Consider the following 14,505-nt stretch of genomic DNA (forward strand, 5'->3'; position numbering starts at 1 on the left):
TCACTCCTTCCGCGCGGTGAGGCCGCGCGCGATGACGTCGACGAGCAGGTCGACGGTCTGGTCGTAGGCCGCGGGGTCGGCCAGCCGGCCGGCGTTCACGGGCACGAGCATGACGGTCTGCAGGACCCCGACCACGGCGGCCGGGGTGGCGGGCACCAGGTCCCCGCGCTCCAGCGCGGCGGTGACGAAGGCGGCCAGCCCGTTGGCCGGGTTGTCGGGGGAGGCGGTCAGCCGCTCGGGGTCGGCCCTGCGCAGGACCGCGTCCATCTCCTCGGGGTGGGTCACGAGCCGCCGGTACAGGGGGTCGGTGTCCAGGACCTCCAGGGTGGCGCGCAGGAAGCGGCGCAGCGCCTCCTCGGTGTCGTCGGTGGACTCCAGGGCCTCGTCGACGACCCGCCGTTTGACGTCGGCCATCCGGGCCAGCATCAGCTCCAGGTAGAGGTCCTCCTTGGAGCGGAAGAACGCGTAGAAGCTGCTCTTGGCGATGCCGGCGGGTGCGACCAGGTCCTCCAGGGAGGTCTTGCGCAGGCCGCGCGCGGTGAACAGGTCGGCCCCCGCCTCCATCAGCAGTCCGGTGATGCGGGCCTTCTCCTGTCCGGTGAACGCCGGTGGCATGTGTGTCCTCTCCTCCAGGGTGGTGCGCCCGGTCATCGGGCGGCCGTCTCGGCCCGCGGGCCGCTCCCGTGCCCGCCCGGGCGCCCGCCCGTGAGGGACAGGGGCAGGCCGCGGCGGCGGGCGGTCCAGACGACGACGGCGGTCATGATCACCATGCCCGATCCCAGGGGGAGCAGGGTGGCCAGGCCGTCGGTGCCCGAGTTGGCGATGGTCCAGCCGATCTTGAGCGCGAGTCCGCCGTTGATGACGACCAGTCCCCAGCCCGGGGAGCGGTACCAGAAGGCGGCGCACAGGGAGCCGAGCAGCACCGGGACCATCGCGAGGCTGAGCCAGGTGACCCAGGTGGGGTCGGCGAACAGCCGCTCCTCCATCTCCAGGACCCCGGCCATGGCCGGGTCGATCTCCTCGGGTTCGGGGAACCAGAAGAAGCTCGTCAGCAGGGCAACGATGGTCAGGGCCAGGGCCGCCGGGCGCCTGGTCCAGCAGAAGTAGGCGATGGGCAGGAAGAAGAGCGGCCGGATGTACCAGCTCAGCGGGTTGAGGTGGCGCGGCCAGGCCCAGGCGAGGAAGTCGTGGAGCTGTTCCATGGGGGTGCCTTTCGTCGCGGGGCCCTGCGGACCCCTTGGAAACATATGAACAGATTGAATTTTTGTTTTCAACGGATTTAGCGCTCTCTTAGCGCTACACGTTCGTGTAGTCGACTACACGAACGTGTAGCATCGGGGCATGGACACGGAACGACCCGCGGAGGACCTCACCGGCCGGGCGCGCATACGCGACGCCGCACTGGAGGTCTTCGCCGAACGCGGGACCAAGGGCGCCACCGTGCAGCTCATCGCCGCCGCCGCGGGCGTCTCCACCGGGCTCATCCGCCACCACTTCGGCTCCAAGGACGGCCTGCGGCGGGCCTGCGACGAGTACGCCGTCGGCACCCTGCTGGAGCAGGCCCGGCGCGCCCTGGAGGAGGACACCGCGGCCCCGGGGTTCATGGACTCGATGCACCGCGCGAGCGGGGCGAGCACCCGCTACCTGGCCCGCGCCCTGGTGGAGGACTCCCCCGCGGCCGCCGAGCTCTTCGACACCGGGGCGGCGCTCGCCGAGCGCTTCCTCACCGAACAGGACCCCGAACGCTTTCCACCCGGCGCCGAGGCCACACGGGACGCCGCCGCGGTCATGGGCGCCATGCAGCTGTCCACCCTCACCCTGCACACCCACCTGCGCCGCAGGATGGGCGTCGACCCGCTCGACCCCGCCCACACCCCGCGGCTGGCCGCGGCCATGGTCGGGGTGTACACGACCACGGTCGCGTTCCTGTCCGGCGAGCAGGGCCGGCCGATCTCCGACGCCCTCACCGGCGACGCACCCCCCACCCCCCGGGAGGAAGAGCCATGACGACCACCGAGGCGATCCGCGTCAGCGGACTCGCCAAGCGCTTCGGCCGCACCACCGCGCTGGACGGCCTGGACCTGACCGTTCGCACCGGGGAGGTCCACGGCCTGCTCGGCCCCAACGGCGCGGGCAAGAGCACCGCCCTGCGCATCCTGCTCGGGCTCACCCGCGCCGACGCCGGGACCGCGTCCGTGCTCGGCGGCGACCCCTGGCACGACGCCGCCGCCCTGCACCGGCGGCTGGCCTACGTCCCCGGCGACGTCGCCCTGTGGCCCGGCCTGTCCGGCGGGGAGACCCTCGACCTGCTCGGGCGCATGCGCGGCGGCACCGACGGACGGCGGCTCGCCGAACTCGTGGACCGCTTCGCGCTGGACACCCGCGTCCGGGGCCGCGCCTACTCCAAGGGCAACCGGCAGAAGGTCGCCCTGGTGGCCGCGCTGGCCGCCGACACCGAGCTGCTCGTCCTGGACGAGCCCACCTCCGGGCTGGACCCGCTCATGGAGGAGGTGTTCCGCCGGACCGTCGCCGAGGAGCGCGACCGGGGCCGCACCGTCCTGCTGTCCAGCCACATCCTGTCCGAGGTCGAGGCCCTCTGCGACCGGGTCTCCATCGTGCGCGCGGGCCGCACCGTGGAGAGCGGCACCCTCGACGACCTGCGCCACCTGTCCCGGATCACCGTCACCGCCGTCCTGTCCGCTCCCCCGGACGGACTGGCCGCCCTGCCCGGCGTCCACGATCTGGAGGTCGAGGGCGACCGGCTGCGGCTGCACGCCGACCCGGCGGCGCTGGCCGGGCTGTGCGCGCGCCTGGGGGAACTGGGGGTGCGCGACCTCGGCGCGCATCCGCCCACCCTGGAGGAGCTGTTCCTGCGCCACTACGACACGGCCGCCGAGGGGGCGCGATGACCGCCGTCGGCGCCCGCCCCGCCGGGGGGACGGCGGCCGGGGCCGCCCCGCTGGCCCGGGCGGTCCTGCGCCGGGAGCGCGTCCTGCTCGCCGTGTGGTCCCTGTGCACCGTCGGCATCGCCCTGGGCGGCGTGGCCGCGGCCGGGACCACCTACCCGACCGCCGCCGACCGCGCGGCGCGCTGGGAGCAGCTCCGGCAGATCCCCATGTTCGTGCTCTTCCAGAGCCGGGCGTTCGACGACTCCGCCGAGGCGCTCGCCGTCCAGCAGGCGTTCGGCGCCGGGACGATGTGCGCCGCTCTGGGCGCCGTGCTGCTGGTGGTGCGGGCCACCCGCGGGGAGGAGGGCTCCGGGCGGCGCGAGCTGCTCGCCGGGCTTCCGCTGGGGCGGCACGCGGACCTGGCGGCGGCCCTGGCCGTGGCCCTGGGCGCGGGGGCGGCGATCGCGGCCGCCGTCGCCGCGGGCCTGGTCGCGACCGGCGCGCCCGCCGCGGGATCGGCGGCCTTCGGGCTGGTCGTCGGCGCGGCGGCGTGGGTGGGCGCGGGCCTGGCCGCCGTCGCCGCCCAGTTCACCGCGCGCACCGGGACTGCGGTGGGGCTGGCGTTCGGGGCCTTCTACGCCCTGCACCTGGTCCGCGGGCTGGGGGCGATGGCGGGCGGACCGGCCCTGTGGGTCACCTGGGCGGTGCCCTCCGGGTGGCTGGAGAACGTGCGGCCCTTCGCCGGCGAACGCTGGTGGGCGCTGGTGCCCGTGCTGCTGTGCACGGCCGCCCTGGCGGCGGCCGCCTTCGCCCTGGCCGACCGGCGCGACCCGGGCGAGGGACTGCTCCCCCGCGGCCGGGGCCCGGCCCGGGCGGCCCGCTCGCTGCGGTCCCCCCTGGCCCTGGCGCTGCGCTCGGAGCGGACCTCCCTGGCCCTGTGGGCGGGGGCGGTCGCGGGCGTCGGCCTGGCGATGGGGGCCGTGGGGGCGGGCGCCATGGCCGAGTACGCGGGCGCGCCCTGGGTGCGCGCGATGGCCGACGCGCTGGGGGTGGCGCCCCGGGACGCCTTCTTCGTGTACGTGGTCTTCGTCCTCGTCTTCCCGATCGCCGCCCAGGCGGTCCTGGCGGTGCTGCGGCTCCGCCGGGAGGAGGCGGCCGGGACCGCCGAGCTGCTGTTGTCGGGGCCGGTGGGGCGGCTCCGCTGGGCGCTGGCGCACCTGGCGGTGGCCTTCCTGGGCCCCGCGGTCCTGCTCGCGGTGCTGGGCACGGCGGTCGGGGCCGGGGTGTTCCTGGGCGGTCCGGGGTCGGCGGCCGACCTCGTCCGGTTCACCGGGCTCACCCTCTCGCTGGTCCCGTCCGTGTGGGTGGTGGCGGCGGTGGCCTTCCTGGCGTACGGGGCGCTGCCGCGCCTGTGCGCGGCGCTGGGGTGGGCGGCGCTCGGCACGGGGATCCTGGTCGAGATCGCGGTGAAGACGGGGGCGGTGCCGGAGGTCCTGTTCCTGCTCACCTCGCCGTTCGCCCACGTCAACCCCTACTACGGTGCGCCGGGCGCCGCTCCCCTGGTGCTGGCCCTCCTGGCGGGGGCGCTGGCCGCCGCCGGGGCGTGGGCCCTGCACCGCCGGGACATGCCCGCCTGAAGGACGCCCGGCCGGGGGTGGCGCGGCGCCCCGACCCGCATTATGTTAGTGACTAACACTTTCTGCGGCGGGAACGGGCGGCGGCATGGACGGCAGGACGCACACGCGGCGACGGAACAGGGCCGCCATCCAGGAGGCGGCCCTGCGGCTCTTCGCCGAGCAGGGGTACGAGGCGACCACGGTCGCGCAGATCGCCCGTGAGGCCGGGGTCTCGCACATGACGTTCTTCCGGTGCTTCCCGACCAAGGAGGACGTCGTCCTGGACGACGACTACGACCCCATGCTGGAGGAGCTGGTCCGGGCCCGCCCCGCCGCCGAACCCCCCGTGGAGCGCGTCCACCGGGCCACCATGGCCGGACTCGGGCAGGTCTACGAGCACAACCGGGAGGCCCTGCTGGGCCGGGTCGGACTCCTGCTGTCGATCCCGGGCCTGCGCGCCCGGATCGGCGAGAACCTCGCCTCGGCCCGCACCGCCTTCGAGCGCGGGCTGACCCCCGAGGGGCGGGAGCCCGACATGGAGACCCGGGCGGTGGCCGCGGCGTGCGCGTCGGCCCTGGCCGAGGCCGTCATCGCCTGGAGCGAGGCCCACGAGCGGGTCGAGCTGCCCGACGTGATCGACCGGGTCTTCCACGCACTGCGCGGACTGCCCGCCCCGGAGCAGGGAACGCGCCCGTGAGCGCCCCCGTCATCACCGTCGAGGGCCTCTCGGTCCGCTACCCGGGCGCCGCGTCCCCGGCGGTCGACGGCATGGGCTTCACCGTCGGCCGCGGCGAGGTGTTCGGGTTCCTGGGGCCCAGCGGCGCGGGCAAGTCGACCGCGCAGAAGGTGCTGACCCGGCTCCTCCGCCGCTACCGGGGCGAGGTGGGCGTCCTGGGCCGGCGCCTGGAGGAGTGGGGACGGGACTACTTCGAGCGGGTGGGGGTGGGGTTCGAGCTCCCGGCCGGGTTCGGGCGGCTCACCGCCCGGGAGAACCTCGCCGCGTTCGCCTCCCTGTACCGGGGCCCGGTCGAGGACCCCGTGGAGCTGCTGGAGCGGGTGGACCTGGCCGGGGCGGCCGACCTGCGCCTGTCGGAGCTGTCCAAGGGGATGCGCATGCGCCTCAACCTGGCCCGGGCCCTGGTCAACCGGCCCGACGTCCTCTTCCTGGACGAGCCCACCTCCGGCCAGGACCCGGTGCGCGCCGCCCTGGTGCGCGACGTCGTCCGGGCGGCCGCCGACCGGGGGTGCGCGGTCTTCCTGACCACCCACGACATGGCCACCGCCGACCTGCTGTGCGACCGGGTGGCCTTCGTGGTCCGGGGGCGGATCGCCGCCGTCGACTCCCCGCGCGGGTTCAGGCTCCGCCACGGGCGCCCGGGGATCGTCGCCGAGCTGCGCGGGGGCGGCGTCCGGGAGGTCGCGGCCCGGGCCCTGGCCGACGACGCCGAACTCCTGGGGCTGCTCCGGGAGGGCGCCGTGGAGACCCTGCACACCCGGGAGGCGTCGCTGGCCGACGTCTTCACCGAGGTCACCCGGGAGCGGCTGTGAACCGGCTGCTCGCCGCCGCCGCGCTGGAGGCCCGGCTCCAGGCGAGGTACGGCATCGCGGCCGTCGCCGCCGCGCTGGGCGCGGTGTGGACGCTCACCCTGGTCGCCCTGCCCGCCGGGGCGGCCGACGAGGTGGCGGCCCACCTGCTGTTCCTCGACACCGCGGGCTTCGGCGCGCTCTTCGGCGCCTTCCTGCTCCTCTTCGAGCGGGTCGAGGGCTCGCGGCGGTCCCTGGAGGCGAGCCCGCTGCGGCCCGCGGAGGGTGCGGCGGCCCGGATCGCGACGCTGACCGCCCTGGCCCTGCTCATCGCCCTGCCCATGGCGGTGGCGGCGCTGCGGGACCGGCCCGCGGACCTGGTCGCGGCGCTCCCGCCCGTCCTGGGCGGCGTGGCGCTCACGTCCGCGCTGCTGACCGCGGCGTGCCTGGCGGCGGGGGCGCGCAGCCCGGACCTGCCGCGCTTCCTGCTGGTGCTGCCGCCGGTGGTCGCGCCGCTCGTCCTGGTCCCGCTGGTGCACGTCTTCGGGCCGTCCGGGCACCCGCTCCTGTACGCGGTCCCCACCACGGCGGGCGCGGAGCTCATCCGCTCCGGCCTGGCCGGGGGCGCAGGCTCCCCGCCCCCGGCCGCCGTAGTGTACGCGCTGGGGTGGGCGGTGCTCGGCCCCCTCCTGGTCCGCCCGGGGGCGGAGGCGCCGCCGGGGCGCACACGGCCCGTCCGCGTCCGTCCCCGCCCCGGGACCCGGGCCGTCGGCCGGGGGCGGACGCCGGCGATCGTGCGGTTCGCCCGTACCGACCTGTTCGGCACCGGCCGCGACCCCCTCCTCCTGCTGTTGCTGTGCTCCCCGGCCCTGCTGGCGGTCGGCCTGCGGCTGCTGTTCCCGCCCGTGTCCGGGTTCGTAATGGACGCCTTCGGGTTCGACCTGCGGCCCCACGCCCCGGCGCTCGTCGCGGCGCTGGTGCTGCTGCACGTGCCGATGATGTTCGGGCTCGTCCAGGGGCTGCGGGCGGCCGAGGAGCTCGACGGCGGGGTCCTGCTCGTCCTGCGCGTCTCCCCGGTGTCGGTCCCCGCCTACCTGGCCTACCGGATGGCACTGGCGGGCGCGGCGTCGCTGGCCGGGCTGACCGTGGCGCTGCCTCTGAGCGGTCCGTCCCTGGGCGGGGGCGGGCCCCTGCCCGTGGCGGCCGTGCTGCTGGCGTCCCTCCAGGCCCCGCTGCTGGTGGCGCTCATGGCGGCGTTCGCGGCGAACACGGTGGAGGCGCTGGTCGCCGCCAAGGCCGTCGGCGCCGTCCTGGTCCTGAGCCCCGTCCTGGCCTGGGCCGCCCCCTTCCCGTGGAACCTGGCCGCGGCCGTCCTGCCCCCGGTCTGGGCGGCGCTCGCCCTGCCCGGCTACGACGCCGGCCCGCTGACCCCGTGGTGGTGCCTGCCCCTCGGGATCGCCTGGACGGCGGCGGCCGGGTGGCCGCTGGTCCGGCGCGCCCGCCGGCGCCTGGAGAACGCCTGAGCACACGGTCTCCGGCCCCGGTTCGGGGAGGCGGGCCGCTTCCCGGAACCGGTGGCGGTCGCTCCATCCCCGCCTCCGGGAAGGCGGGCCGTACGGCCTTGACCATTTCCTGTTTGTTCGGAATGATCCGAACAAATCGATGGAAGTGGTGGGCATGGGCGAACAAGAGGCCGTGGCGGCCTTCGTCGAAGAGGCCGGGCTGTTCTACGAGCGCCTGGGGCTGAGCCGGACCGAGGGCCGCGTCATGGGCCGGCTGCTGAGCGCCCCCGAGGACGACGCCGACGCCCCCGCCCTGTGCGAGGCGCTGGGCGTGGCCAAGAGCAGCATGAGCGTCTCCCTGCGCAGGCTGGAGCAGGCGGGCCTGGTGGAGCGGTTCCGGCGGCCCGGGGAGCGGCGGGACCGGTACCGGCTCGCCGAGGACGTCTTCCAGCGCGCGTTCCGGGCGAAGATGGCCGAGTTCGACCGCTTCCGGGCCCTGGCCGAACGCGGGCTGGCCGCGGTGGGGGACGATCCCCGGCGCCGCGAGCGGCTGGAGCTGATGCGGGACATGTACGGGTTCATGGCCGACCGGTTCCCGGACCTGCTGGACGAATGGGACCGGGTCAGGAAGGGGCGCGGAAGATGAGGGCGCTGCTCGTCACCACCGGGAGCAGGGGCGACGTCCAACCGTTCACGGCCCTGGCCCTCGCCCTGGGGCGGCGGGGCCACGACGCCGTGCTCGCGGCGCCCGGCCGGTTCTCCGCGTTCGTCTCCCGGCACGGGGTGGACTTCGCCGCCCTGGACGAGGGGACGCTCGCGCTCCAGGACGAACTCGCCGGCCGCGGGACGATGGCCGCGCTCACCTCGGCGCGCCGGGTCGCCCCCGCCCTGCGGGCCTGGCTGGACAGCGTGGCCGGGCTGGCCGGGACGGCGTGCGACGCCGTCGTCTTCGCGCCCAAGGCGCTGGGGGCGGCCGACCTCGCGGACCGGCTGGGGGTGCCCGCGGTCCCGCTCCTGGCGATCCCGCTGTACACGCCGACCCGAGGGTTCGCCTCCCCACTGCTGCCCTTCCGCCCGCCCGCCGCGCTCAACCGGCCGAGCTGGCGGCTGGCCTCGGCGGTGGAGGCGCCCTACCGGCGGATGCTGCGCCGATGGCGCGCGGAGAGGCTGGACCTGGGCCCGGGCCCGGACCTGCCGGAGCGCATCACCGCGGGCGGGGCCGTGCACGCCTGGAGCCGCCACCTGCTGCCGGCGCCGGCCGACTGGCCGCCCTCCGCCACTCCCCTGGGCGCCCTGCACCTGCCGCCCGAACAGGGCCGCGCCCTGCCCGGGGCGCTGGCGCGCTTCCTGGAAGAGGGGGAGCCGCCGGTGTACGTCGGCTTCGGGAGCACGGTGCACCGGGACCCGGCCGGGCTGACCCGCACGGTCGTCGAGGGGGTGCGGCTCAGCGGGCGCCGCGCGGTGCTGGCCTCCGGCTGGGGCGCCCTCTCCCCCGGTTCCGCGCCCTCCGACAACGTCCTGGTGGTGGACGAGGTCCCGCACGACCTGCTGTTACCGCACGTGGCGGCGGCGGTGCACCACGGCGGGGCGGGGACCGTCGCCGCGGCGATGCGCGCCGGGGTCCCCCAGGCCGTGCGGCCGTTCGCCGGGGACCAGTGGTTCTGGGGCGACCGGGTCCACCGGATCGGGGCGGGCCCCGCCCCGCTGACCGGGAGGCTCACCCCGGAGCGGCTGGCCGCCGCGATCGACGGGGCCGCGGCGTGCTCCGGCCGGGCCCGGGAGCTGGCCGTGGCGGTCGCGGAGGAGGAGGGCGCGGCGGCGGACCGCATCGCCGAACGCGTGCTCGCGGCGGCGACCTGAGCCGGGGAGCACGGTGCCCCGCACCACCGGGCGGTGGTGGTGGGCACCGGAGCGCAGATGGTCGGCCCCCGTCGCGTCCGGCCAGGGACGCGTCCGGACCGGCCGGACTCCGGCCGGTCCGTCGGGCTCTCCCCGGCTCTGGACGCCCCTGTGGTCGGACATCCGGGACAGCGTGAACCGCGGGTCCAGCCCCTTGCGCAGCCGGCCGGTGCAGTCGGCCGACAGGCGGAAGGCGATACAGAAGCGGGGGGCGGACCGATGGGAGGCATCCTCGCCGTCGTCCTCGGCCGGGGGTGGCAGCCCAGGTCAGGGACACGCGAAAAGTCGACAGGGAAAAAGCAACAGCGCCACCGCCAAAGGCGATGATCCGCGCTTCATCCCGCACCGTGCCGAAGAGGCGGTCAAGGGGTCCTGCGCGCGCTCCAGCGGGCCAGTGCCGCCGGCCCGGTGATCTCGTCGAAGCCCAGGGCGAGGGCGCCCCGCACCGGGCCGTCGGAGCCGTGGACCGCGTCGGCCACGGGCGGCGGGTCGGCGCGGTGGAGCGCCATGAGGCCGCCGCGGTAGGCGTCGGCGAAGGCGCCTGGGGCCGCGGCCCGCAGGCCGGGCGCCAGGCCCGCGAGGGTGACCGCGTCGGGGTCGTGCAGGTTGACCAGGCCCGCGATCCCCGCCCCGAGCGCCCGCGCGGTGCGCTCGACCGCCCGCCGGTCCCGGTCCGATACCCTCCCGGAGCGGACGGCCTCCAGCACCTCCCGCCCGTAGGCGAACGGGTCCCCGGGGACCGGGTCGCCCCGGTGGCGGGCCAGGGCGCGGCCGTCGACCATGAGGTCCCAGCAGCCCCGCGCCCCGCAGGGGCAGGCCAGGTCGGGATCGCCCAGTGGCAGGTGCCCGTACTCGCCGCCCGCTCCGCGCGCCCCCGTCACCGGACGGCCGTCCACCAGCAGCGCTCCCCCGACGCCGACCGCGACCAGGAGGTGCAGCGCGGCGCGCGCGCCGCGGGCGGCGCCCCCGCGCGCCTCCGCGATGCCGCCGAGCGTCGCGTCGTTGCCCACCAGCAGCGGTACGCCGGTGCCGCCCGCCAGGACGCCCAGGTCGGCCTCGTGCCAGCCGCGGGTGGAGAACTGCAGCAGCCGGGTCCCGCTCACGGCGCCCGCGACCGCGGCGACGACCGCCCCGACCCGGCCGTGCTCGCGGCGCGCCGCGGCGCCCACCGCCCCGGCGACCTCCGGAAGGAGGTCCACGGGCTCCCGGTCGCCGTAGGTGCCCGCGGCGGCCTCGGTCACGGTGCCGGCGAGGTCGCCCAGGAGCACCCGCCACCCGGCGGCGCGCAGGTCCATGACGGCCGCGAGCGGACCCCGCGGGTGGGCGCCCAGCACGGTGGTCGGGCGGCCGGGCCCGCCGCGCCCGGCGCGGTGCTCGGCCAGCAGGCGGGCGGCGCGCAGCCGCTCGATCAGCTCGGCTGCCGCGCCGCTGGCCAGGGCCAGCCGCTCGCAGGCCGCGGTACGGGTGATCCCGGGTTCGGCGTACACCAGCCGGAGCAGCTCCGAGGCGGTGGACCACCGCAGGCGCGCCGAACGGGACATCCGGTCTCCGGTCACGACTGGTAGTCCTTCCACTCGGGAAATATACTCGGGCTCCGAGTAAAACTATCGCGAGGAGGCCCGATGAGCACGGACCAGGCCGGCCGCACCACGGTCGAGGTCGAGGCGGTGCTGTTCGACATGGACGGCACCCTCGTGGACTCCACCGCGGTGGTGGAGGACGTGTGGGCCCGCTTCGCCACCCGCCACGGCGTCGTGCTCGCCGACGTACTCGCGTACTCGCACGGCCGCCAGACCAAGGACACGCTGCTTCGCTTCCTGCCGCCGGGGCACGACGTGGACGCGGTGGCCGAGGAGATCGAGCGGGAGGAGACCACGCGCACCGACGGCATCACCGAGATCCCCGGGGCGCGCCGCCTGCTGGAACTGCTGCGCGGCGCCCGCACGGCCGTCGTGACCTCCGCCTCCCGGCCGCTGGCCGAGGCGCGCCTGCTCGCCGCGGGCCTCCCCGTGCCCGAGGTGCTCGTCGCCGCCGAGGACGTGGCCGCGGGCAAGCCCGACCCGTCCGGCTACGTGGCCGCGGCCAAGCGCCTGGGCGTCGCCCCGGACCGCTGCCTGGTGCTGGAGGACGCGGAGGCGGGCATCCTCGCCGGCCTGGCCTCGGGCGCGCACACGCTGGTGGTCGGCTCCCACCTCTCCCCCGCCACCCGCCACCTGGACCGCGTCCCGGACCTGCGCCCGGTCGGCGCCGACCCCGCCGCCCACGGCGGCGCCCGCCTCCACTGGCCCCACCACCCCACCCCCTGACCCCGAATGACCCCGAACGGGTGCCCCGCCCTCCCCCACCTCCGGCGGCCGGACGACAATGGGGGCGTGTATCAGCTGGAAGCAGTCATCGCCGACCGAGCGGTGCTCCGTGAGCTGGCCGGCCCCGTCCGTCAGGCGCACATCGTGCCCCTGAACCAGGGCCTGTCGCTGCTGCCGATGACCGACGCGCTGTTCGACGCGCTCACCGTCGCCGGGGCCCCGGGCCTCGACGGGTTCTGGAAGGCGCCCGCCGGGCTCGGCGACAGGTCGGCGGCGTGCTCGGCGCACGGCCCGGTGGCCTACGTCGAGGCGGACTTCTTCGGCGGGACCGGAACGCAGTCCGCGCAGGTGTGGGACCGCGGCGAGGTGGTCCTCGGCCCCCTGCACACCGCGGAGGGCGAACCGGCCCCACCGGCCGGCAGCCCGATCTCCCAGGCGCTCCGGAGGCTCGGCGTCACCAGGGGCGACCACTTCGACGAGTTCGACGCGGCCGGGCTCGGCCGCCACCGCCGCACGGACGCCTGGCTTCCGACCCCGCCCTGACCACGACGGGCGGCCCCGCCCCGGCCGCCCGGGCCGCGGTGTGCTCGGCCTAGTGCCCGGCGATCGGGTGGTACGCGGCGTGCTCCCTGCCTTCGAGGGTGTCCGTGACCATGGCGCCGAGGCTGTTGAGGATGTGGGAGCGCACCAGTCCGGCCGCGGCGGCGCCGTCGCCGATGACGACGAGCTCCAGGATCTCGTGGTGCTGGTTCAGGTCGATGGTGCGCGGTTCGGCGCCCGCGGGCAGTTCCAGGCCGATCCGCCGGTACCGGTCGGCCTTGTCCCATAGGTCGTCCAGGAGCCGGATCATCACGTTGTTGTGGGAGGCGGTGTAGATCGCCCGGTGGAAGGCCCTGTGCGCCGCGATGGCCTCCTCGCCCCAGGTGCGGGTGACCGGCAGGAGCGCGTCGGCCGCCGCCCTCATCGCGGCGATCTCCCGTTCCGTCCGGCGCAGCGCGGCGAGCTCGGTGGCGGAGGGTTCCAGCGAGAAGCGGGCCTCCAGCAGCTCGCGCGCCTCGGAGGCGCTCATGGCCGCCACGCGCACATCCCGGTGGGTGTCCATCACGACCCAGTCCTCGCTGGCCAGCCGCCTGATCGCCTCGCGCAGGGGGGTGATGCTCATCCCCATCTCCTCCGCCAGCTCGTACTGCGACAGGCGTGACCCCGGGGCGAGCTCACCCGAGGTGATGCGGCGGCGCAGCTCGGTATAGGCCAGCCCGCCCTTGCTGGAGAAGACGTTCGCGCCGGTCATCGTGACCTCTCTCACAAGATTTTCCCTCATGGGCTTGTGGCCCCACCCCGGCCAGTATAGGGTCCCGCATAACTTATAAGAGACTTATAAGACCCCTTTCCGCAGGAAGAGACCCATGCGAATCGTTTCCGCCCACGTGGGAACCATCCCGATCAGCTCGTCGATGCGCAACGCGTACATCGACTTCAGCAAGATGGACTGCACGATCCTGGCCCTGGTCAGCGACGTGGTGGTCGACGGCAGGCCCCTGGTGGGCTACGGCTTCAACTCCAACGGCCGGTACAACGCCACCGCCATCCTGAGCGAGCGGATGCTGCCGCGGCTGCGGAACGCCGCGGCGGAAGAGCTGCTGGACGCGAACGGCGACCTCTCCCCCGCTAAGGCGTGGGACGTCATGATGCGCAACGAGAAGCCCGGCGGCCACGGCGAACGCTCCGTCGCCGTCGGTGTGGTGGACATGGCGCTGCACGACCTCGCCGCCAAGGCCGCCGGAGTGCCGCTGTACCGGTGGATCTCCGACCACTACGGCGACGGCGCCCCGGACGAGGACGTCTTCGTCTACGCCGCCGGCGGCTACTACGCGCCCGGCAAGACCCTGGAGGACCTCCGGGACGAGATGCGGGGCTTCCTCGACGCCGGGTACGAGATCGTCAAGATGAAGATCGGCGGCGCCGACCTGGCCGAGGACCTCAGGCGCATCGAGGCGGTCATCGACGTCCTGGACGGCGACGGGTCCCGGCTGATGGTGGACGTCAACGGCAAGTTCGACCTGCGGACCGCCCTGGAGTACGGCCGGGCCATCGACCGGTACGGCCTCTTCTGGTACGAGGAGGTCGGCGACCCGCTGGACTACGCGCTGAACGCGACGCTGTCGGAGAACTACCGCAACCCCATCGCGACCGGAGAGAACCTGTTCTCCCTCCAGGACGCCCGGAACCTGGTCCGCTACGGCGGCATGCGCCCGGACCGCGACTTCATCCAGGTCGACCCGGCGCTGAGCTACGGCCTGACGGAGTACCGCCGGATCCTGGACATGCTCGCCCTGCACGGCTGGTCCTCACGCCGGTGCATCCCGCACGGCGGGCACCAGTTCTCACTGCACATCGCCGCCGCCCTCAAGCTCGGCGGCAACGAGTCCTACCCCGGAGAGTTCCAGCCCACGGGCGGCTTCACCGACGACGCGGTGGTCACCCGCGGCCGTGTGGCGCCGGGCGACCTCCCGGGCATCGGCCTCGAGGGCAAGGCGGAGTTCTACAAGGTCCTCCGCGACCTGCACGGCTGACCGCCCGGGACCGGCGGCTCCCGCGGCGGTCGCGCACACGGGAGCCGCCGTCTCCGATACCGCACATCGCGTCTCCGAGGCGGCGCGAACGACCGCCCGGGCCACGGGCGCCGCCGACGGAGCCGGTGCCACGACCGGCGACGGTCCCCTACCTCCCCGCGGAGTCCCCTCGGCCCTGTTCCCGAACACGGCCGGGA

General features: G+C 75.6%; 15 protein-coding genes. 11 read left to right on the top strand and 4 right to left on the bottom strand.

Going from position 1 to position 14,505, the window contains the following annotated elements; translation table 11 throughout:
* The gene (locus tag KGD84_RS18655) at positions 1 to 615 is read right to left on the bottom strand and encodes a TetR/AcrR family transcriptional regulator (protein ID WP_220561704.1); all 615 of its coding nucleotides are present in this window, start codon (positions 613 to 615) and stop codon (positions 1 to 3) included.
* Between the two features lie 32 nt (positions 616 to 647).
* Positions 648 to 1,202 (bottom strand): hypothetical protein, encoded by a 555-nt coding sequence (locus tag KGD84_RS18660; protein WP_220561705.1) that lies wholly within the window; start codon positions 1,200 to 1,202, stop codon positions 648 to 650.
* Between the two features lie 139 nt (positions 1,203 to 1,341).
* Between KGD84_RS18660 and KGD84_RS18665 the strand changes: the two genes are divergently transcribed.
* The 8 genes from KGD84_RS18665 (at position 1,342) to KGD84_RS18700 (ending at position 9,390) form a co-directional block, all read left to right on the top strand.
* Positions 1,342 to 2,007, top strand: coding sequence for a TetR/AcrR family transcriptional regulator (locus KGD84_RS18665; protein WP_220561706.1), 666 nt, complete (start codon positions 1,342 to 1,344; stop codon positions 2,005 to 2,007).
* Positions 2,004 to 2,909: an ABC transporter ATP-binding protein gene (locus KGD84_RS18670; RefSeq protein ID WP_220561707.1), complete on the top strand. Its 906-nt coding sequence runs from the start codon at positions 2,004 to 2,006 to the stop codon at positions 2,907 to 2,909. Before KGD84_RS18665 ends, KGD84_RS18670 begins: the two co-directional genes overlap by 4 nt.
* Positions 2,906 to 4,525, top strand: a complete 1,620-nt coding sequence (locus KGD84_RS18675; RefSeq protein ID WP_220561708.1) for an antibiotic ABC transporter — start codon at positions 2,906 to 2,908, stop codon at positions 4,523 to 4,525. The genes KGD84_RS18670 and KGD84_RS18675 overlap by 4 nt, the downstream gene beginning before the upstream one ends.
* Positions 4,526 to 4,610: 85 nt before the next feature.
* The gene (locus KGD84_RS18680) at positions 4,611 to 5,201 is read left to right on the top strand and encodes a TetR/AcrR family transcriptional regulator (RefSeq protein WP_220561709.1); all 591 of its coding nucleotides are present in this window, start codon (positions 4,611 to 4,613) and stop codon (positions 5,199 to 5,201) included.
* Positions 5,198 to 6,052, top strand: a complete 855-nt coding sequence (locus KGD84_RS18685; RefSeq protein ID WP_255646646.1) for an ABC transporter ATP-binding protein — start codon at positions 5,198 to 5,200, stop codon at positions 6,050 to 6,052. Before KGD84_RS18680 ends, KGD84_RS18685 begins: the two co-directional genes overlap by 4 nt.
* Entirely contained in the window at positions 6,049 to 7,551 is a 1,503-nt protein-coding gene (locus tag KGD84_RS18690) for a hypothetical protein (protein WP_220561710.1), read from the top strand. Before KGD84_RS18685 ends, KGD84_RS18690 begins: the two co-directional genes overlap by 4 nt.
* A 154-nt stretch (positions 7,552 to 7,705) precedes the next feature.
* Complete coding sequence (locus tag KGD84_RS18695) at positions 7,706 to 8,176, top strand: GbsR/MarR family transcriptional regulator (protein WP_220561711.1); 471 nt, start codon at positions 7,706 to 7,708, stop codon at positions 8,174 to 8,176.
* Positions 8,173 to 9,390 (top strand): glycosyltransferase, encoded by a 1,218-nt coding sequence (locus KGD84_RS18700; protein WP_220561712.1) that lies wholly within the window; start codon positions 8,173 to 8,175, stop codon positions 9,388 to 9,390. The genes KGD84_RS18695 and KGD84_RS18700 overlap by 4 nt, the downstream gene beginning before the upstream one ends.
* A 401-nt stretch (positions 9,391 to 9,791) precedes the next feature.
* On the opposite strand, the gene KGD84_RS18705 is transcribed toward KGD84_RS18700, so the two are convergent.
* The gene (locus KGD84_RS18705; RefSeq protein WP_220561713.1) at positions 9,792 to 10,985 is read right to left on the bottom strand and encodes an ROK family protein; all 1,194 of its coding nucleotides are present in this window, start codon (positions 10,983 to 10,985) and stop codon (positions 9,792 to 9,794) included.
* Between the two features lie 66 nt (positions 10,986 to 11,051).
* On the opposite strand from KGD84_RS18705, the gene KGD84_RS18710 reads away from it, so the two are divergent.
* Together KGD84_RS18710 and KGD84_RS18715 are read left to right on the top strand one after the other, a co-directional pair.
* Positions 11,052 to 11,735, top strand: coding sequence for an HAD-IA family hydrolase (locus KGD84_RS18710; RefSeq protein WP_220561714.1), 684 nt, complete (start codon positions 11,052 to 11,054; stop codon positions 11,733 to 11,735).
* Positions 11,736 to 11,801: 66 nt separating this feature from the next.
* Complete coding sequence (locus KGD84_RS18715) at positions 11,802 to 12,278, top strand: hypothetical protein (protein ID WP_220561715.1); 477 nt, start codon at positions 11,802 to 11,804, stop codon at positions 12,276 to 12,278.
* A 49-nt stretch (positions 12,279 to 12,327) separates the two neighbouring features.
* On the opposite strand, the gene KGD84_RS18720 is transcribed toward KGD84_RS18715, so the two are convergent.
* The gene (locus KGD84_RS18720) at positions 12,328 to 13,026 is read right to left on the bottom strand and encodes a GntR family transcriptional regulator (RefSeq protein ID WP_220561716.1); all 699 of its coding nucleotides are present in this window, start codon (positions 13,024 to 13,026) and stop codon (positions 12,328 to 12,330) included.
* Between the two features lie 115 nt (positions 13,027 to 13,141).
* On the opposite strand from KGD84_RS18720, the gene KGD84_RS18725 reads away from it, so the two are divergent.
* Positions 13,142 to 14,308: an enolase C-terminal domain-like protein gene (locus KGD84_RS18725; protein ID WP_220561717.1), complete on the top strand. Its 1,167-nt coding sequence runs from the start codon at positions 13,142 to 13,144 to the stop codon at positions 14,306 to 14,308.
* Positions 14,309 to 14,505 lie beyond the last annotated feature (197 nt).

Origin of the sequence: Nocardiopsis changdeensis, assembly GCF_018316655.1 — a bacterium.
GTDB lineage: Bacteria > Actinomycetota > Actinomycetes > Streptosporangiales > Streptosporangiaceae > Nocardiopsis > Nocardiopsis changdeensis.